This is a genomic window from Paenibacillus dendritiformis, assembly GCF_021654795.1.
Classification (GTDB): Bacteria; Bacillota; Bacilli; order Paenibacillales; family Paenibacillaceae; genus Paenibacillus_B.
Genome location: NZ_AP025344.1, coordinates 2,905,514 through 2,925,815 on the forward strand (window position 1 = coordinate 2,905,514; position 20,302 = coordinate 2,925,815).

The 20,302-nt window shown below is 59.5% G+C and carries 14 protein-coding genes and 1 pseudogene; 10 read left to right on the plus strand and 5 right to left on the minus strand.

Annotation, left to right across the window (positions count from 1 at the left end; translation table 11 throughout):
• The first annotated feature begins 15 nt into the window (after positions 1-15).
• The 6 genes from kdpA (at position 16) to L6439_RS12735 (ending at position 8,679) form a co-directional block, all read left to right on the plus strand.
• A complete protein-coding gene (gene kdpA / locus L6439_RS12710; RefSeq protein ID WP_213471376.1) occupies positions 16-1,695 on the plus strand; it encodes a potassium-transporting ATPase subunit KdpA in 1,680 nt (559 codons plus the stop codon).
• Between the two features lie 12 nt (positions 1,696-1,707).
• On the plus strand, positions 1,708-3,741 hold the full coding sequence (gene kdpB / locus L6439_RS12715; protein WP_213471375.1) for a potassium-transporting ATPase subunit KdpB: 2,034 nt from the start codon (positions 1,708-1,710) through the stop codon (positions 3,739-3,741).
• Positions 3,742-3,769: 28 nt separating this feature from the next.
• Positions 3,770-4,390 carry a potassium-transporting ATPase subunit KdpC gene (gene kdpC / locus L6439_RS12720; RefSeq protein WP_420540592.1) on the plus strand — a complete coding sequence of 207 codons (621 nt, stop codon included), beginning with the start codon at positions 3,770-3,772 and terminating at the stop codon, positions 4,388-4,390.
• Positions 4,391-4,468: 78 nt separating this feature from the next.
• The gene (locus L6439_RS12725; RefSeq protein ID WP_213471373.1) at positions 4,469-6,775 is read left to right on the plus strand and encodes a histidine kinase; all 2,307 of its coding nucleotides are present in this window, start codon (positions 4,469-4,471) and stop codon (positions 6,773-6,775) included.
• A gap of 136 nt (positions 6,776-6,911) precedes the next feature.
• Entirely contained in the window at positions 6,912-7,301 is a 390-nt protein-coding gene (locus tag L6439_RS12730) for a VOC family protein (RefSeq protein WP_213471372.1), read from the plus strand.
• 178 nt (positions 7,302-7,479) lie between these two features.
• The gene (locus tag L6439_RS12735; RefSeq protein WP_168178433.1) at positions 7,480-8,679 is read left to right on the plus strand and encodes an oxalate decarboxylase family bicupin; all 1,200 of its coding nucleotides are present in this window, start codon (positions 7,480-7,482) and stop codon (positions 8,677-8,679) included.
• Between the two features lie 46 nt (positions 8,680-8,725).
• Here L6439_RS12735 and L6439_RS12740 read toward each other — a convergent pair whose 3' ends face one another.
• Positions 8,726-10,387: an alpha/beta hydrolase family protein gene (locus L6439_RS12740; protein ID WP_213471371.1), complete on the minus strand. Its 1,662-nt coding sequence runs from the start codon at positions 10,385-10,387 to the stop codon at positions 8,726-8,728.
• Between the two features lie 99 nt (positions 10,388-10,486).
• Complete coding sequence (locus L6439_RS12745; protein WP_213471370.1) at positions 10,487-10,885, minus strand: MerR family transcriptional regulator; 399 nt, start codon at positions 10,883-10,885, stop codon at positions 10,487-10,489.
• A 517-nt stretch (positions 10,886-11,402) separates the two neighbouring features.
• On the opposite strand from L6439_RS12745, the gene L6439_RS12750 reads away from it, so the two are divergent.
• The 4 genes and pseudogenes from L6439_RS12750 to L6439_RS12765 all read left to right on the plus strand — a co-directional run.
• Positions 11,403-12,458, plus strand: coding sequence for a FecCD family ABC transporter permease (locus tag L6439_RS12750; protein WP_213471369.1), 1,056 nt, complete (start codon positions 11,403-11,405; stop codon positions 12,456-12,458).
• Between the two features lie 5 nt (positions 12,459-12,463).
• Complete coding sequence (locus L6439_RS12755; protein ID WP_168178437.1) at positions 12,464-13,498, plus strand: FecCD family ABC transporter permease; 1,035 nt, start codon at positions 12,464-12,466, stop codon at positions 13,496-13,498.
• A 50-nt stretch (positions 13,499-13,548) separates the two neighbouring features.
• On the plus strand, positions 13,549-15,234 hold the full coding sequence (locus L6439_RS12760; protein ID WP_213471368.1) for an ABC transporter ATP-binding protein: 1,686 nt from the start codon (positions 13,549-13,551) through the stop codon (positions 15,232-15,234).
• A gap of 106 nt (positions 15,235-15,340) precedes the next feature.
• Positions 15,341-15,801, plus strand: a pseudogene (locus tag L6439_RS12765) (ABC transporter ATP-binding protein); the annotation flags it as partial.
• Between the two features lie 658 nt (positions 15,802-16,459).
• Here the strand turns inward: L6439_RS12765 and L6439_RS12770 are convergent.
• The 3 genes from L6439_RS12770 to L6439_RS12780 form a co-directional block, all read right to left on the minus strand.
• On the minus strand, positions 16,460-16,690 hold the full coding sequence (locus L6439_RS12770; RefSeq protein WP_213471367.1) for a hypothetical protein: 231 nt from the start codon (positions 16,688-16,690) through the stop codon (positions 16,460-16,462).
• Between the two features lie 142 nt (positions 16,691-16,832).
• Positions 16,833-18,209, minus strand: coding sequence for an ATP-binding protein (locus L6439_RS12775; protein WP_213471366.1), 1,377 nt, complete (start codon positions 18,207-18,209; stop codon positions 16,833-16,835).
• Positions 18,210-18,252: 43 nt separating this feature from the next.
• The gene (locus L6439_RS12780; protein ID WP_213471365.1) at positions 18,253-20,259 is read right to left on the minus strand and encodes a hypothetical protein; all 2,007 of its coding nucleotides are present in this window, start codon (positions 20,257-20,259) and stop codon (positions 18,253-18,255) included.
• Between the last annotated feature and the right edge of the window lie 43 nt (positions 20,260-20,302).

Consider the following 20,302-nt stretch of genomic DNA (forward strand, 5'->3'; position numbering starts at 1 on the left):
AGGGAGGCAAGCTCTATGGACTGGCTGCAAATCGCCGTCGTGCTCCTCGCGCTGTTATTGCTGGTGAAGCCGCTCGGCACTTATATATACGCTGTGTTCTCCAATGAGCCCAATCGCACGGACCGGCTGTTCGGACCGGTGGAGAACGCAATCTACAGATTGGGCGGGCTTGCCCGCCGTCCGGATATGAGCTGGAAAAAATATATGTTCAGCCTGCTTGCCACGAATCTGATGCTCGTCGCGGTTAGCTACGTCATCTTACGGGTCCAGCATCTGCTGCCGCTGAATCCAAACGGAACGGAGCGGATGGAGCACACGCTGGCGTTCAATACGGTCATCAGCTTCATGACCAACACGAATCTGCAGCATTACAGCGGCGAGACGGGATTATCGTATTTCTCGCAAATGGCGGTCATTACGATGATGATGTTCACTTCCGCCGCGACGGGCTTGACGGTGGCGATCGCGTTCATGCGCGGCTTGACGGGCCGGGCCATCGGCAACTTTTTCACCGACTTCGTCAAGGCGCACGTGCGTCTTCTCCTGCCGCTCGCCATCGTGATGGCGTTGGTGCTGGGGGCGCTCAAGGTGCCGCAGACGCTGACTCCGGCGGCGGAAGCGGCGACGCTGGAGGGCGGAACGCAGCATATCGCTGCGGGCCCGGTCGCATCGCTCGTGTCCATTAAGCATCTCGGGACGAACGGCGGCGGCTTCTTCGGCGTCAACTCGTCGCATCCGTTCGAGAATCCGTCTCCGCTCACGAATGTGCTCGAAATCTTGATGATGTGGTGCATTCCCGCCGCGCTTACGTATACATTCGGCCGCTTCGCGTCGAACCGGAAGCAGGGATGGGTTATTTTCAGCGCGATGTCGATTCTGTTCCTGCTATTCCTCAGCCTGGCCTGCTATGCCGAGAGCGCGGGCAATCCCGCATGGAGCGCGCTCGGGGTGGATGCGTCCCAAGGCAATATGGAAGGCAAGGAGGTGCGCTTCGGCATCGCCCAGTCCGCGCTGTTCACGACGGTGACAACCGCCGCGACGACCGGTTCGGTCAACAATATGCACGATACGCTGACCCCGCTGGGCGGATTGGTACCGCTCGCGCAGATGATGCTGAACTGCGTCTTCGGCGGGGATGGCGTCGGGCTGGTGAACATGCTGATGTATGCGATCCTGGCGGTGTTCCTTGCCGGGCTGATGGTCGGGCGCACTCCCGAATTTCTGGGACGGAAGATCGAAGCGAAGGAAATGAAGCTGATTGCGATCGCCATCCTGGCGCATCCGCTTATCATATTGGCGCCGAGCGCGATTGCGTTCGTTACCGATCTGGGCCGGGGGGCCATTACGAATCCGGGCTTCCACGGCATTACCCAGGTCCTGTACGAGTATACGTCCTCCGCCGCCAACAACGGCTCCGGCTTCGAAGGGCTCGGGGACAACACGCCGTTCTGGAATCTGTCGACCGGGCTCGTCATGCTGCTTGGGCGCTACATCTCGATGATCGCTCTGCTTGCGGTAGCCGGATCGCTGCTACGGAAGCAGCCCGTTCCCGAGACGACCGGGACGTTCCGGACCGATAATAAGCTTTTCGTCGGTATTTTGGTTGGAACGGTCCTTATTATCGGGGCGCTTACGTTCCTCCCGGCTGCCGTGCTTGGTCCTATCGCGGAGCATCTGACGCTCCGGAATCTGTGAGGTGAATCGGATATGAATACAGCGAATCGCAAGCGCGTGCTAACGAAGGATATGGTCAAGCAAGCAGGGAAGGATAGCCTTCGGAAGCTGAATCCGGTGACGATGATGAGAAATCCCGTTTTGTTCGTCGTCGAGGCCGGCACCTTCGTCGTCCTGCTGATGCTCTTGTTCCCGGGCTACTTCGGTACGGAGGGAAATATGGGCTTCAATCTGGCCGTGTTCCTGATTCTGTTGTTCACGCTGCTGTTCGCCAATGCCGCAGAGGCGTTGGCGGAGGGGCGGGGCAAGGCCCAGGCGGGATCTCTGAAAAAATCGAAGCAGGACATTGTGGCGAACAAGGTTACGGGACACGGCGTTGCTGCAGTGGCCGCATCGGAGCTGCGCAAGGGAGATATCGTCCTCGTCTCGCAAGGGGAAGTGATTCCCGGTGACGGAGAAGTTATCGAGGGTCTCGCGTCTGTGGACGAATCCGCCATTACGGGGGAATCGGCTCCCGTCATCAAGGAAGCGGGCGGCGATTTCAGCTCGGTAACCGGCGGCACGCGCGTTGTCAGCGATGCCATCAAGGTACGAATCACGAGCGATCCGGGGGATACGTTCCTGGATCGGATGATCTCGCTCGTCGAAGGAGCGAAGCGGCAGAAGACGCCGAATGAGATTGCGCTCCATACGCTGCTGATCAGCTTGACGCTTATTTTCCTGATTGTGGTTGTCACTCTGGCCCCGATCGCGGCCTACCTGAATATTAAGCTCGATGCGGCGGTTCTCATTGCGCTTCTTGTCTGTCTGATTCCGACGACGATCGGCGGGCTGCTGTCTGCCATCGGCGTAGCCGGCATGGACCGGGTGACGCAGTACAATGTGCTGGCGATGTTCGGGAAAGCGGTGGAGGCCGCGGGGGATATCAACACCATGATCCTCGACAAGACCGGAACGATCACCTTCGGCAACCGGATGGCCAGCGAGTTCGTGCCTGTCGGGAATGAACAGCTGCATACCGTGGCCGAATGGGCCGCGATTAGCTCCCTGAACGATGATACGCCTGAAGGCCGCTCCGTGCTGGAGTTGATGAAGAAGGAAAATCTTACGTTCGATCCTGCCCTTGCGGAGGGCGGGGATTGCATTGAATTCAGAGCGGAGACCCGCATGAGCGGCGTCGATCTGAAGGACGGGCGCCAAGTGCGCAAAGGAGCCATTGATGCAGTCAAAAAATGGGCGGCCGCCCAAGGCGGGACCATCCCTGCGGATCTGGACGAGCAGGGGAACCGGATCGCCTCGCAGGGCGGCACCCCGCTCGCGGTCGCGGCAGACGGGCGGATTGTCGGACTGATTTATTTGAAGGATACGGTCAAGCCGGGCATGCGCGAACGCTTCGAGCAGCTCCGCAAGATGGGCATCAAGACGATGATGTGCACGGGCGACAACCCGCTGACCGCCGCGACCATCGCCGCCGAAGCCGGCGTGGACGACTATATCGCGGAGAGCAAGCCGGAGGACAAGATCGCCGTTATCCGCCGGGAGCAGGCGGCAGGCAAGCTGGTCGCCATGACCGGGGACGGCACAAATGACGCGCCGGCCTTGGCCCAGGCCGATGTGGGGCTGGCGATGAACAGCGGGACATTCGCCGCGAAGGAGGCGGCCAATATGATCGATCTCGATTCCGACCCTTCGAAGATCATCGAAGTGGTAGGGATCGGGAAGCAATTGCTCATGACCCGGGGCGCGCTGACCACCTTCAGCATCGCCAACGATATCGCGAAGTATTTCGCGGTTATTCCAGCCATGTTCATGGCCGCGATTCCCGAGATGAGCGCGCTGAATGTGATGGGCCTCGGTTCGCCTATGTCGGCCATATTATCGGCATTACTATTTAATGCCGTTATTATTCCGCTGCTGATTCCGCTGGCGATGAAGGGCGTCTCCTATCGTCCGGTGAGCTCCTCGCGGCTGCTCAGCCGCAATCTGCTCATCTATGGCCTCGGCGGCGTCATCGCGCCATTCATCGGCATCAAATTAATCGATCTGGTCGTTCATCTCTGGGTATAACCGAATCGGGAGGGAAGGATGAAATATGATGAACCATTCTGTACAGGCGACACAAGAGCAAGGTGCTCGAAGCGGCGCAGCGGCTGTAATCAGCATGGCAAGACTCAGTGTCGTCTTCATCGTGCTGTGCGGCATTGTCTATCCGCTCGCATGCACCGGATTGCTGCAGGCCTTGGTCCCGGAACGCGCCAACGGGAGTCTTATCCGCGACGGCAGCGGAGCCGTCATCGGCTCCGAGCTGATTGGCCAGCCGATCGACGATCCGCGCTATTTCCACGGACGGGTTTCGAGCATCGGCTATCAGGCGGAAGCGTCCGGTTCGAATAACTATGCTCCGTCCAATCCGGAGCTGCTGGAACGAATGAAGGCATCTGTCCGCGATTGGGAGCGCAGCAATCCGGCCGTGCCGGCCGCCCAGCTTCCGATCGATCTGGTCACCAACTCCGCCTCGGGCCTGGACCCGCATATTACGCCGGAAGCGGCACGGGTTCAGATTCCGCGCATCAGCGGCTTGACCGGAATCGCGCAGGCGGAACTGGAGAAGCTGGTTGGCGAGCATACGGAAGGGCGCGATCTCGGGCTGTTCGGCGAGCCGCGGGTGAATGTGCTGGCCCTGAACCTGGATCTCCGGGCGCTGCTGAACCGGTAACGGAGCGGCCCTGCCCTGCTTGCCATACGCTTGTCGCTCAAGCGGAAGCAGGGCCTTCCCCTTAAGGAGGGATCACATGTGGAAGAGCAACGGCACCAGACGCCGGATGAACAAGTGTTGCCGCTCCCGAAGCAGCGGCATGGCAGATTGAAGCTGTATATCGGCCCGGTCAATGGCTGCGGGAAAACGTATGAGCTGCTGCAGGAAGGGCAGCTTCTGATGGGCCGGGGCATCGATGTGGCGGTCGCAGGCGGCTCAAGCCAATACCCTGCCGGCCTGGCGGAGCCGGGAACGGAGCTTGAATCCATTCCCGGCATTCCGTGGCCAGGGAATGCGGCCAAGCAGGATCTCGATGTGGAGGCGATCCTGGCCCGCAATCCGGACGTGCTGCTCATTGACGGCCTGGCCCATCGCAATCGCCCGGAAGCGCGGGGCCGAACGCGGCTTGACGATATCCGCTGCCTGCTCGCTCATGGCATCAGCGTCATTACGACGGTGAACGTCTATGAGCTGGACGGGGCGAATGACGAGGCCCGCGCCTTATCGGGCCTCGCAGGCGAAGCCGCGGTAAGCGCCGACGTGCTGGCGCTGGCCGACGAAGTGAGGCTCATCGACATCACTCCGGAGACGATGATCGCCCGCTTGGCGACGCTTCCGTGCGCCCCCGCATTCCAGCGCGATCAGGTGGCGCTGCTGCGGGAGCTTGCGCTGCGGCTGGTCGCCAAGGACGCGCACGCCTCTCTCGCGCAGCGCCGGGAAGCGAAGGGCATGGACGGGCCGGCCGGTTCGGCGGAGCGTATCCTCGTCGCCGTGCAGTATCACTGGAACGGCTCCCTCTGTATTCGCCGCGGCCAACAGATAGCCAGACGGCTTAATGGCGATTTGCTGGTCGCCGCGTTCATACGGCCGGGGAAGAAGCTGACCCGGGAGGAGCGCGCCTTTCGGCGTTCGATGCGGAAGCTGGCGGAGAAAGTAGGCGGGCGATTCGAGGAGCGTCCGCTTCCTTCCCGCCGCTCCTTCCCGGACGCGCTTATCCGCTATGCGGCCGAGCAGAAGGCGACCCGGATCGTATTGGGCCATTCCAGGCAGACCCGGCTCCAGGAGCTCTGGCACGGCTCCGCGGTCAATGGCTTGCTGCGGAGGATGGAGCGCATCGATCTGTTCTTCATGGCGGATCGTTCTCTATATGAAGGGGAGCGCGTGCTGGCAGCCAAGATGAGGGGGCCCTCCGCCGCCGGAAGCCAGGGGCGTTCGGACTCGCCGAGAGGAGAGGGCGCGGCCGCCGCGCCGAAGCGAGGCAGCTTCAAAGTATATGTCGGATCTGCTCCGGGCGTGGGCAAGACGTACGCGATGCTGCGCGAAGGCAATGAGCTGCAGCGCAAAGGGCTCCATGTCGTGATCGGCCTGCTGGAGACGCACGGCCGCAGCGATACGCAGGCGCAAGCGGGGAGCCTCGCGATCGTGCCGCGCCGGACCGTCACGTATCGGGGAGCGCGCCTCGAGGAGATGGATACGGAGGCGGTGCTTCGATCCCGGCCGGATGTCGTGCTCGTGGATGAACTGGCACACACCAATGTGCCGGGAAGCGCACGGAAGAAGCGGTATATGGATGTGCTGGAGCTGCTGAACGCAGGAATATCGGTCATCTCGACCGTCAACATGCAGCATCTCGAGAGCTTGAATGATCCCGTAGCGCAGCTGACCGGCATTCGCGTACGCGAGACGGTGCCGGACCGCGTGCTTCATGCGGCGGACGAAGTGCAGCTTATCGACGTGACTCCACAGATGCTGCGGCAGCGAATGAGGGAGGGAAAAATTTATGCGATGGAGAAGGTGGAACAGGCGCTAACTCATTTTTTCAAAACGGAAAACTTGATTGCCCTGCGGGAATTGGCTCTGCGGGAGATAGCAGACGATGTCGATGAGCGGCTGGAATCGTGGGAGCGGACCTCTTCGCTGCGCGGACCGTGGCGCCGTCACGAGGCCATAATCGTCTGCGTCCCGAATGCGTCATCTGCGGAAACATTGATTCGCCGCGGATTCCGCATCTCCTGGCGCCTCAAGGCTGAATGGCATGTGATCCATGTGCGTCCGGGAGGAAGGGAAGCAGCGGAAGAAGAGCTTACCAGGATCTCCGGGCTGGAGGAGATGACGGTCCGCTTGGGCGGGACGTTCCAGGTTCATGACGCGGCGGAGTCTGAACTCGTACACCAAGTCATTCTGTGCCAAGCTGCCGCATGCCGGGCGACCCAACTGATTGTCGGCCAACCGAGGAAGCGGACGCTGGCGAAAGAGCTTGTCCGCGGCTCGACGGTCCGGTCGCTGCTGCGCCATGGCCGCGATATGGATGTGCTGGTCGTATCTTGCCATCGGCATGGCGGCTGACGAATAGGAATACGATAGTTATAGCGGAATCTAAGCTTCATCTGTCGGACACTGCTGGGGAAATGCCGAGGAAACGTTGCCTGCCACTGTCGCTTGGACTAAGCGCAGGAAGCTTGTAAGGAAAGGAAGAGATCGAATGTTGACTATCGAAGCGTTGGATCATCTCGTTTTGACCGTAAAAGATATTGAAAAGACGATTCATTTCTATCATCATGTGCTGAACATGGAAGTCGTCACCTTCGGCGACAACCGGAAGGCGCTGCGGTTCGGCAGGCAGAAATTCAATCTGCATGAAGTAGGGCAGGATATCGAGCCGAGAGCGAGGAAGCCGGTTCCGGGCTCTGCCGATGTATGTCTCATTACGAAAACCTCAATTGAACAAATCATTGAGCATCTGGAAGCTTGCGGCGTTCCGATAGAAGTGGGACCGGTGGTCCGCACCGGCGCCGTCGGCCGCATCATCTCGGTCTATGTGCGGGACCCGGATGAAAATCTGATCGAGATTTCTGTCTATGTGGATAAGTGATAAATGATGCGTAATAACGGATATGGGAGCAGTTCATGTTTCTCTCGCCAATTTCCGGGTATACTGACTGCCGCCGCCTCATATGGTTTACTTTGTGCAGAGAGAAAACCTGCAGTTCCTCAATGGTTCGTCAGGAAGATGCCAAGCTACAACAAATTGAGGCGGAGGTGGTTAACGGGTGCAACACAATCCGAAGCAAGCGCAGCCGGAATGCATCCCGCATCCGATTCGAAAAAGCGACGGCGCCGGTGCAACCGACTTTGGCCCGCGCGACGTGATGCGCGATCGGGAGAACCCGGATATGTTCGTGCCGCCGGTTACGGACGAAGGACTGGTGCCGAACTTGAAGTTCTCGTTCTCCGACGCGCATATGCAGTTGAATCAGGGTGGCTGGTCCCGCGAGGTTACGGTGCGGGAGCTGCCGGTCGCGAAGACGCTGGCCGGGGTCAACATGCGTCTTACGCCGGGAGGGGTAAGAGAGCTTCATTGGCATCAGCAGGCCGAATGGGCCTTCATGATATTGGGCCGGGCGAGGATTACGGCGGTCGATCAGAATGGCCGCAATTTTATCGCCGATGTCGGTCCGGGCGATTTGTGGTACTTCCCGCCGGGCATTCCTCATTCCATTCAGGGGCTGGAGGAAGGCTGCGAATTTCTGCTTGTGTTCGATGACGGCAATTTTTCCGATCTGAACACTCTCTCGATCTCCGATTGGTTCGCGCACACCCCGAAGGAAGTGCTGTCGGCCAATTTCGGAGTGCCGATCAGCGCATTGAAGCATGTGCCGGCCGAGCAATTGTATATTTTCCAGGACGAGGTTCCGGGTCCGATCCCGGAGGAGCAAGTGCCGGACCCGAACGGCACCGTCGAGCGGAGCTTCGTGCACCGTCTGCTCGCCCAGCCTCCGCTGACGACGCCGGGAGGCTCCGTCCGCATCGTCGATTCCTCCAACTTCCCCGTATCCGTCACGGTGGCCGCCGCCCTGGTGGAGATTAAGCCCGGCGCGATGAGGGAGCTGCACTGGCATCCGAATAATGACGAATGGCAGTACTATCTTCGCGGTCAAGGAAGAATGACGGTCTTCGCGGGCAACGGCTCGGCACGGACGTTCAATTACCGGGCGGGCGACGTCGGATACGTTCCGTTCGCGTTCGGCCACTACATTCAGAACACGGGGACGGACAGCTTGTGGTTCCTGGAAATGTTCAAGAGCGACCGCTTCGCCGACGTGTCTCTCAACCAATGGATGGCGCTGACTCCGCATGATCTGGTGAGAGACAATGTCTATGGCTCGCCGGAGCTGATGAAGGCGCTCCGCAAGACGAAATGGCCTGTCGTCAAGTATCCGGGAATTCCGCCGGTGATTGAGCAGGATTAGCGGGCGGGGAGTTCCTTGGGCGAGGGCCGGCGTGACGGGAAGGGAATCAGGCAGGGAACGCCGGAGCATGCGGGGTCCCCGCGGGCTTAGGCCTGTGGATGGCGCTCAAGACCGCGCGGACCCGGGCATGCCGCGAACGTTGCCGCAGGCTTGCGGGCGGCTCCGCGCCGATGCGGCGGAGAGCCGCGGCCGGGATGTTACCCTGCCGGGAGGGGGCCGCCGCCGCTCCGGTCACGGTCAGCTTCGGATCGAACTCCACCTCGGGATACTGGGGCGACGGCCCGTCCAGCAGCGGCGCTTCCTTGCCGAGCAAGTAGCGGTCGAAGAAGGAGCGGACATAGTCCCGGTTAATGCGTACGGATTGGTCCGCGGGCACCTCCTTGGCGAACAGCGGAGACAGGAGCGCGACATCCGCGAAGCTCTGATGGAAAAAGCCCTTGACGGTCAAGTAGTAGCGGTCGGCAGCGCTTTTCTCGTAGACGGACTGCAGATCGGGAATATATTCCTCGTAGAACAGCTTCTCCCGCGTGCCCTGGCCGATTCCGCCGTCATCGGCGGCTTGGCTGCCTTCAAGCTGCTCCCGGATCATGTCCGCCGTATCGGATGTCAGCATATACATGAACGGCTGCTTCAGGCCCGTGTGCGCCACGCTGCCCCAGAAGCCGCCTTCCAGGCTGGCCCCGGCCTTGAAGCGGCTGTCCTTGGCCAATGTCTCGGCCGTCGTCGCCCCGCCATAGGAATGTCCGAAAATGCCGGCCCGATCAAGGTCGAGCTTGCCGCGCAGCAGATGGCCCCCATCGCCAGTGCCGGCGTTCCATCCGGTCAGCGTGTCCAGCACGAAGCGGGCATCCTCGGAACGAATGTCAATCCCGGCCACATTCGCTTCATACTGCGCCGCGGATGCAGGGTACTCCGGATCGGGGCGGTACAGCACGCTCCTCCCATCGGGATAAGTCACCTTCGAGGACGTGTACGGGTGATCGATGCCGACGACGATATATCCGTTGCTGGCCAGCTCTTCGACGATCGTCATGCTCTGGTAGCGCGTGGAACGAACACCCGGAGAGAACAGCAGCACCGGATACTTCGGCTGCGTGCCCGAGACGGCGGCTCCCTCGACCGTATGGGTCGGGATGGCGTCCAAATATCCGAACAGGGACGGCGGAAAGCGGAAGACAAGACTCATGGCTTCGGCCACTTCCTTCGGATAGGGCTTGCGCGGCAGCTTGGCTGCGGCATCCGGATCGGCCGGATACCAGACGGTGATCATCAATTCCCTTTTATCGCCCTTGTCGTCCGTATAGGTCTCCTCGCGGCTCGGATCGGCCAGGTGATAGGATGCGGTCCCGATCGCATAGGAGCCAGTCGGCTCCGGGAGGGCGAAGACCGGGAACAGATACGTCATATAGGCGGAAGCCCCGGACAAGGCCAGCACGAGCAGCGACAGCGCCGCGATCGTGATGCGGGCCGGGCGGAGCCGCCCGCCGCCGCGAAGGAGTCGGCTGAGCAGCATCAGGCCTAGAAGCAAGGTCACGATATAGGCGGGAAGCATCTGCAGCCGAAGCGGGCCGATGCCGGCGTGCAGCAGACATGCGGCGGCCAGCACCGACAGCGCCGCCGCATCCCGCCGCTTGTCCTTCCTGCCGAAGCAGCTCCATGCGGCCGCCAGCAGGTTGGCGGCGATGACGGCAAGTTCCCATCCTGTCATGTTACATACCTCCAGTGCTACGAACTCGCTCCCGGATTGAGGGAACGGGTTCTTCTGTTGTTGTCACCCGTAGTATAAAGTCTGTAGCATGCTACAATGTCAAGTCCTGTTCCCATCGTGCGGACGGAAAGTCTGCAAATACTGCTCAATGTCCTCCTCCGCGGTCGCCAGCAGTTCGGCCACCAGCCCCTTCATCTTCTCCAGCGCTTCGATTCTGGCTTCAAGCTGGCCGATTTTGTCCCGCACCACCTCTCTCAGCTCATCGGCCTCCATTCGGGTTGACAGCAACTGCAATGCTTCTTTGATTTCATGCAGCGAATAACCGAGCGACTTGGCGTCCTTGATGAATTTTAACCGGACCCGATCCTCGCCCGTGTAGACCCGGTAGCCATTGGACGCCCTTTTGGGGGCAGGCAGCACGCCTTGGAGTTCATAGTAGCGGATCGTCTCCTTGTGCACTCCGGTGAGCCTGGCGATCTGGCTTCTTGTCATCTTCATCCTTCCGATCCCTCCGTCGCAAGCAGATATTAATGACTGAGATTGTACAAAGAAACGCGCCGGTTTGTCCAATTCCGGCCGGGAGCAGGCGGGAGACAATGGCAAGCGAGTGAAAGAGAATGAATATCAGCACGCTGGTTCATGGGCGGCCGCATGCGGGGGATCGAGCCGGATCTGATCATCTTCAACATCCTGCCCCTCTCAAATTTGATAATGATTATCATTGATTGGTGTGGTAGAAAAATACAGGCCTTTCAATGGCGGATGAAAAGGAGCGCATTTTATTTTGTGCAAAAGAAAAAGGGAAGAACGAAGGGGATCGGGAAGCCGTTCGCATGCCCGATAGGGCGCGGCTGAGGGGGTTAGCCGGCAACCCGTCCATCGATGGGAGAGGAAGGGCTTTGGGATTTGTGCAAAAAATCGCTTTCGTTTGTCCATTGCCACTGCTGTGCAATCGACCTAGAATGATATTGGTGAAAATGAGAATCAATATCAAATTGCCATGAGGGTGACATGCATGAATCAAGCAGCGAACGCGTTGCGCAAGGAACCCGTCCCGGAGAAAGCCGACTTCCGGTCGCGTCCATGGGCGGGCATCATCATAATTATAGGCGGCCTGATTGCGTTGGCGTTCGGCCTCGTCTTATCGATATCGTTCGGCGCGGCGGATATCAGGTTCGCGACCGTATGGGAAGCGATCTTCCGCTTCAATCCCGATGTGACGCAGCATCAGATTATTCAAGAGCTCCGATTGCCTCGCGTCTTGGGCGGGGCGATGGTCGGAGCTTGCTTCGCTGTGGCCGGAGCCATCATGCAAGGCATGACCCGGAACCCGCTGGCGGATTCCGGACTGCTGGGGCTTAATGCCGGAGCCGGATTTATGCTGGCCATCTGCTTCGCTTTTTTCCCGGGCTTGCCGTTCATGTATCTGATCATGTACGGCTTCCTGGGCGCCGGGCTCGGGGCCGTGCTCGTCTATGGCATCGGATCGCTGGCCAAGGGCGGACTGACGCCAGTGCGCCTTGTGCTGGCCGGAGCGGCGCTGAGCGCGCTGCTGTCAGCCCTGAGCGAAGGCATCGCGCTCTACTTCAAGATCGGGCAGGATCTGGCTTTCTGGTATGCGGGCGGCGTGGCCGGGACGAAGTGGTTCCAGCTCAAAATTATGTTCCCCTGGATAGCGGCCGCGCTAATCGGCGCGATCGCCATCTCGCGCTCGATTACGATGCTCAGTCTGGGCGACGAGATCGCGAAGGGGCTGGGGCAGCGCACCGGACTGGTGAAGCTGGCGGGGACGGTCATCGTCCTGATTCTGGCCGGGGCGGCCGTGTCCGTTGTCGGAGCGGTCGGCTTCGTTGGACTCATTATCCCTCATCTGGCGCGTTATCTGGTCGGCGTCGACTATCGCTGGATTATTCCTTGCTCGGCGGTATTCGGCAGTCTGCTCGTCGTATTCGCCGATCTGGCCGCGAGAATGATCAATCCGCCGTTCGAGACGCTTGTCGGCGCGCTGATTGCGCTTATCGGCGTTCCGTTCTTCCTCTTCCTGGCGCGTAAAGAAAGAAGGGAGCTGTAAGCAAAATGGCACAGATTACCTCATTGACCCCGGAGCGCCGCAAGCGAAATCGGAGCCTGGCGATTATGGCCATATTGGGAATTTTGATTGTTGCGATGTTCATTGTCAGCATGAATACCGGATTCATCCGGCTGTCTCCGCTCGATCTGGCGCGCACCTTGTTCGGAGCGGGGACCGATAAGCAGCAGCTGATTCTGTTCGAATTCCGCCTGCCGCGCATCGTGCTCTCCTTGCTTATCGGAGCGGGCCTGGCCGTATCGGGCTGCGTCATGCAAGGCATCTCCCGCAACGCGCTGGCCGACCCGGGTATTCTCGGCATTAACGCCGGCGCCGGACTTGTCGTGATGCTGTTCATCTCGTTCTATCCGACGACGGCCGCCGCTCCGGTGTTCCTGCTGCCGCTGCTGGCGTGGATTGGGGCGGGACTGACGGCCGCCCTCATCTGCGCGCTTGCCTATAAGCGCCATGAAGGGATGCGGCCGACGCGCCTGCTGCTGACGGGCGTGGCGGTGGCGGCGGGCATCAGCGCCGCCATGATCGTGCTGACGCTCCGGCTCAGCCCGGAGAAGTATCAATTCGTGGCGACCTGGCTGGCGGGCAGCATCTGGGGAACGAACTGGAAGTTCGTGCTGGCGTTGCTGCCGTTCATCGTCGTGCTCCTGCCTTATGTATTCTGCAAGGCCCGCATCATGAATGTGCTGAATCTGGGGGAGCAGACGGCGATCGGCCTCGGCGCGAATGTGTCGCGCGAGCAGCTGAAGCTGCTTGGGGCTGCGGTCGGTCTTGCCGGCTCCAGCGTCGCCGTGAGCGGGGGCATCGGCTTCGTCGGCTTGATCGGCCCGCATCTGGCCCGGCGCCTGGTCGGACCAAAGCATCAACTCTTGCTGCCGGCTTCCGCGCTGACCGGCGCGCTGCTTGTGATGGCGGCAGATACGATCGGCCGCTGGATTTTGCAGCCGTCCGAGGTGCCGACAGGCATCGTCGTCGCCGTTATCGGCGCCCCTTATTTTCTCTATCTGCTTGCTCGGTCCAAAGCGTAGGCAAGTGGCGGACAGAGGCTTGATCATGAAGGAAAAGAGAGGTTTTCACTGTGCTGCGACGGTTTTTTGCTTATTATCAGCCCTATAAATGGCTGTTCGTTCTAGATTTCTCCTGCGCCATCCTGGCCGCAGTGTTGGAGCTCGCCTTTCCGGTCGCCGTCAACGGCGTCGTCGATCAGCTGCTCCCGAGCGGCAACTGGAGGTGGATTCTGTATGCCTGCCTCATGCTGCTGGGCATTTATGTCGTCAGTGCCGGGCTCCACTTCGTCGTTACATACTGGGGGCATAAGCTGGGCATCAACATTGAGACGGACATGCGCAAAAAGCTGTTCGATCATGTGCAGAAGCTGTCCTTCCGCTTCTTCGACAACAACAAGACGGGCCACCTTGTGTCCCGCATGACGAATGATCTGATGGATATCGGCGAGATTGCGCATCACGGACCGGAGGATCTCTTTATCGCCGTCATGACGCTGGCGGGCGCCTTCGGCATCATGCTGAGCATCAACTGGGAGCTGGCCGTGCTGACGTTCATCATCGTGCCGCTCATGATTTACTTGTCGCTCTATTTCAGCCGCAAAATGTCGCGAGCCTTCAAGCGAATGTTCGCCGATATCGCCGACTATAACGCGCGGGTGGAGAATAATGTGAGCGGCATCCGGGTCGTCCAGGCGTTCGCCAACGAGAAGCATGAGATTCGCCGCTTCGCCGAGAACAACGCCCGCTTCCGGTTGACGAAGCTCGTCACGTACAAGATTATGGCGTGGAACTCCTCGGTCAGCTTCATTCTGATGAAGCTCATCTCGCTGTTCGTGCTCGTATGCGGCACATGGTATGTCATCAACGAGCAGATGACGTACGGGGAATTCATTGCCTTCGTGATGCTGTCTAACGTCTTTCTTGGCCCAATCAAGCAGATCAACGCCGTCATCGAGATGTATCCGAAGGGGATCGCCGGCTTCAAGCGGTATCTCGAGCTGTTGGAGACGGCTCCCGATATCGCCGATGCTCCCGATGCCCGCCCGATCGGCAAGCCGAAGGGGGATATCCGCTTCAGCGGCGTCAGCTTCGGCTATAAGAACAAGGAGAAGATTTTGAACGGCATCGACTTGACCATTCGGGCGGGCGAGACCGTCGCGCTCGTCGGACCGTCCGGCGCAGGCAAGACGACGCTGTGCAGCCTGCTGCCGCGCTTCTATGAGATCGATGAGGGCTCGATATCGATCGACGGGACGGATATTCGGAAAATAACGCTCGAATCGCTTCGTTCCCATATCGGGATCGTGCAGCAGGACGTATTTCTGTTCGACGGCACGATTCGGGAAAATATCGCGTACGGCAAGCTCGGCGCGAGCGAGGAAGAAATATGGGAAGCCGCGCGGCAGGCGCAACTGGAGGAGCTGATCCTGTCGCTGGAGCAAGGGATGGACACGTTTATCGGCGAGCGCGGCGTCAAGCTGTCGGGCGGTCAGAAGCAGCGCCTGTCGATTGCCCGCATGTTCCTGAAGAATCCGGCCATCCTCATTCTGGACGAAGCGACGTCGGCGCTGGATACGGAGACCGAGGCCGCGATCCAGGAGGCGCTGTCCGCGCTGTCGCAGGGAAGGACGACGCTCGTCATCGCGCATCGGCTGGCGACGATTAAGAATGCGGATCGGATCGTCGTCGTCACCGAGCAGGGCATTACGGAGCAAGGGAAGCATGATGAGCTGTTGGCCGCCCGGGGCATCTACTAGCGGCTGCATCAGGCGCAGTTCGGCGCTGCCATGCTGATTTCATAGAGTTTGCAGATGCTGTTCCAGAGGATGCGGCACTTGAATCTGTCCATTCCGCGTCGCGCGGGCGATCGCCATGACGGGCATGAACGCCTTCCGCGAGCGCCCCGTCGCGGAGGCCGGCGGCATCGCCCCTGGATTGCAATGGCGCGGCCCAGCAGACGGACATTCTGTTGCTTGACGAGCCCGCGACCTTTCTCGATATGGCTCGTCAGCTGAAGGTGCTCCAACTGCTGCACAAGCTGAATCGGAGGAAGGGCGCACGATCGTCATGGCCGTCCACGACTTGAATCATGCCTCCCGCGATGCCCAGCATATGGTCGCGATCAGAGCGGGGGGGCGGTCGCCCGCGAGGGAACGCCGGCAGAAGTGAGGATACCGCAGGTGCTGCGGGAGGTGTTCGGGAGCCAGGCGGATACCGTGCCCGATCCGGGGACAGGCGTTCGGCTCTGCTTGCCTTATGAACTGGCGGGCTGCGCCGCTGCCGAGGCCGATGCCGCGGAGGAGCGAGGGCTCAACGCCGCATGAATACAGAGGACGGCATGAAGAAGAAGGAAAGGACGAACAAGGGGCTGTCCCGTCAGCCGTTGTTTCGCATTGATGAGACAGCCCCGCGCCTGCACTCACAGGAAGCGGCTGAAAATATTGTGAATATGCAGCTTTTCGTTATGACGTGTACTCCGTGGCCGGAAATCCTGCAAAACACAGGCTGTTGAGAAAGAAGTTTTGAGTAGGAAAATGGATATTTCCACCATCCTGAAAACTGCACCATTTCCCTGGACACGCCCATCCGGCAGGCGAAATCCGCAAAACTCCACGATTTCTCCAGACGCTCCTATTCAGTAAGCGAAATCCTGCATAAATACAGCAATTCGATAGGGACGACGATTCCAGAAAGGGAATCCTGCAAAATGACAGGAATTTTCCCCGTTTCGCTTCGGCTTGAAGCAAAAGGGCCTAAAATGATGTAGATTTGCAGCAATTCCCCGGGATGTGGACTCATTAAGCCGAAATTCCTGTAAAATAGCAGCAATTTCCTCCGCACGTCCAAGCCCCGGGAGGCAACGATGCTTCGAGCAGGCCGATAATGCTTCGAGCAGGCCGGATAATGCGATGATGCCCCCAGCATCCGACGCGGTCGCTTGGATCCCGTAAAATCAGGGCATTGAGCAGTTTATGGGACTTTTCACCTGCGATGGATCTCTTCTCCCGGTAAAAAACTCGATTTAAGACGCGCTGAGAGCCAATGTCTGGATGAGGAAAATGGACCATCCCCACCCCTTCGTAAAAAACAGTGGTTTTCCAACAGACTGAGTTTTGCAGGAATTGATTCAGGGAGGGGCTGAAAGAGCGTAAAATCCTGCACAAACGCAGGATTAGGGGCCAAGCCAGAAGCAACTTCCATCGCCAGTCCCATTGGTCTTCCTCCGAATATCCTGCTAGTTGCAGTCCTCGTCCTGCGGAATGTCCCGCCGCCTTTCCCGGTCTCCCTTCTCTGGCATCCCGTCTTGCCCTGGGTCATGATCAGGGCGATGAGACATTCCCTATCTATTGAAGGTTCAAATTCGCCGGCCGTATGTGCGCAAATAATCCTCCACGTCATTGTACGCTCCTGTCTGATTGGCATATTTGACGTAGTTCTTCGCTTTGCGCAGCCATTCCAGCGTCGACGGGCGCGCGGTCTCCAGCAGCGCTTCGAAGTCGGCCATCCGAATCGGACGCTCGCGTCCGGATTCGAGAATTTCGCCGAGCACCCGCTCGGCCGCGCTCTCGCATAAATGTTCAATGTCCGCCCCGGAGAAAAATTCGGTGCGGCTCGCCAGCCGCCCGGTGTCGATGTTCTCGATATAGCGGCCTTCCAGCTTCAAGCGGAACATATGCTCCCGGGCTTCCTCGTCCGGAGGCGCGACAAAGACGAGCCGATCGAAGCGGCCGGGGCGCTTGAGGGCATCGTCGACGTCCCAAGGCATGTTCGTCGCGCCGATGACGAGCAGTTGATCCGTGCTCGTATCGATGCCTTCCATCTCGGCGAGGAACGTATCGATCATGCCGCGCATGCTGGACGAAGACTTCGAACGGTTGAAGCCGACCGTATCGATCTCATCGAAGAACAGAATACTCGGCTTATGCGCGCGCGCCTTGTCGAACAAATCCCGCAGATTTTGCTCGCTGACGCCGATGTATTTGTCCAAAATATCCGCAATGTGAACAGGGAAGAACGCAGCCCGGCATTCGCCCGCGGTCGCTTTGGCCATAAACGTTTTGCCGCAGCCCGGGGGACCGTACAGCAGCACGCCTCCGCCCGCCTTTTTGCGGAATTTGGAGAACAGCCCCTGGTTCTGGAACGGGCTGATAATACGCAGCTGTATCGTCTTCTTCAACTCCTGCAATCCGGCGACATCGGCGAACGTCACCTTGTGGGACGCGGCCGATGGCTGCGACGCGGCGGATTTTCCGCCATCCAGCACCTGCAGGCCAATGCCCGAACGGGCGAAGACGGCCGCTTGGCCGGCGTGCGCGGCATCCCATTCCTCGTCCGGGACGTCTTCATCCTCGAATTCCCCGTCCTCCTCTTCACCGGTGTCTGCGGATTCCGGGGTTCGGCTTGCCGCGTCTCCGGGTTCAAGCGCATGGCTTCCCGCGGCAGCCGGGGACTCGGCGCCAGATTCGCCGCTTTCTGCGCGTGCGCTGCCGGCCGCAGCGGATGGCTCCGCAGGAACGCCGCCTTGCCGAAGCCGGGCGGTCGCTTCCGTCAGCCCCGCCAGCAAGGCGGCGCGAAGCGCATCGTCGGCGCAGACGGCTAGCGCGGCGCTGTATTGCCCGATCGCGTCCACCCATTGTCCGCAAGCCGCGTATTCCGCCGCCAGCCAATAGAGCGCTTCGGCATCGTCCGGATGCTGCCGTGCCATCCGCTTCAAAAAAGATAGCCTGTCCATTCTCGTCATCTCCTTGCTTATGGTTGCTCTTGGTTAGGTTCGATCAATGGGTCCCGCGCGAGCGGACAAAGCCGGCGTCTTCCGCACCAATCCATGCCGCCAGCCCTTTTTTCCAGCAGCGGGTGCGCGCCGGATCCAGTTGTCCCGTATCTGCGGCCCATGTCAGCTCCGAGCCGCTGTACACCCCGCGCAGCATCCCGCCTTCCGCCACAATCCAGCGTTCCTCTTCCGAATTCCGCACCGGAAGATTCCAGCGCGGCGCGTAGGAGGCGTCATAAGGATAGCGCACCGGGTTGTCCGCCGCGTTCAGCGATTCGGCATACACTTGGAGATCGGTAAGCATGGCGAGCAGGGAAACGGCGTCTCCGCGGCGGAAAATTTCTTCCTCGCCAACATAGAGCGATTTGCCGCGCACCGTTAGGCGCAACGCAGGCAGCCCGCCCAGAGGCAGGATGACTCGCGCCCGCTTGCAGTAGAGCGTCTCGTTGCAGATGCACACGGCCCGTCCCGTGACGGTCAAGCCGTATCTCCCCGAGTTCACCGAGTCTGTCTTGCGGAACGCCAACAATGGCTCCGTGCCGGGGATGCGAAAATGCTCCCGGAACAGCGTTTTCTTCTCGTCGTCCATATTGTAATCATGTAATTTGTCAAAAAAAGAATGCGCGCGGCAAACCGCGGCAATGAACTCCTCATCCAGCAGCGGAGAAGTCTCGTCTGGGTAGACGGCAGCAATCGGACCGACCAGCCCGGATAGTTGGGGCAGCGCCTTTATCCTTGCAAGCATATCGAGCCACTCCGCTCCGCGGATTGGACTGCCGTTGACGGCGTAAGAATCTTCGTGATCCAGCACGATAACGTCCTGCTTCGCCCTGTATTCCAGCTCGGCTTGGCGAATCCGATACCAGGGGATAAAAGCGCAGCCTTCAGCCAGCCCTTTCCAATAAAGCCCTTGATCGGTGAAGACGACGCCATTTTTTCCCTTGCTGATCAGCGCAAAATCAAAATACGCCCAGACGGACCAATCGGCAGGCAGCGGAAAATGTCTCCGGACGCGCTCATGGATTTTATCCGGCAATGTCTTCTTATAAATGGCTTCTCCGCCGTACGTTTGCAAGACACGAAGTATCGCCTGCCGCAGCGAGTCGGAACCGTTGGTATGTACTTCCGAACTAGCCGAAGGCGCTGTCTCGGCTTCTTGGCTCATGGCAGCCAATTCCGGCAGCTCGCCGATCTCGTTGAGCAGGTCCACCCATTCCGCATGCTTGAGCGGACTGCCGAACAAATTGATCTCGTTCCCGGCCAGACGCAGCGTCGTGTCATCGGAAGGCTCCCGGGCGGGGGGAGTGAAGTGCCGCCAGGGCAGGAAGTTGACCGTGATGGCCTTCCAGTACATTCCTTCTTCGGTGAACGCGATCCCTCCTTTGCCTTTGCCGAAAATAGTAAAATCAAAAAAGACGAATACGGTCTCGTCCCGCGGAATATTGCACCTGATACGGACGGGGGCCAGCAAGTCATCGGGTACCGGATGAAGATAGACTTTATTCCGGCGATAAGGCTGGAAGACGCGAAGGAGCGCTTCATGCAGCCGCATCTGTTCCTGCCCGGCGCCGTGCTCTCTCTCAAGCTGTGAAGCCGCTTCCTGTGAAGTGAACTCAAGCGCCGTATCCCGCAGCCGGGCCGCCAAAGCCGTCAATTGGCCGCCTGGGATGGGCGAGGAGGCAACGCCGAGATCGAGAATCGAATCAAGAACCAGGTTTTTGTTTTGAATTTCAATCTTTTTCAGCTTTGCGAATTTTGTCCAGGAGATGAACGTTTTGGTCCATACTTCTTTACAATAAAATCCGCTCCCGCCGATGGCGATGCCGTCTTTGCCGTGTCCGAAAATCGTGAAATCGAAAAAAGCGATAAGCGGCTCGTCATCCGGCACGGCGAATTTTTGCCTCACTCTTGTCTGAATATGATCCGGGATCCCATCGGGATAACATTTATCTCCCTTATACGGTGAGCAGGCTTCTCTTATGGCTTGAATAAATGCTGTAGAATACTCCAAAGAAACGGCGACTCCTCTCTTGCAATTCGTGCACGGAAGCTAG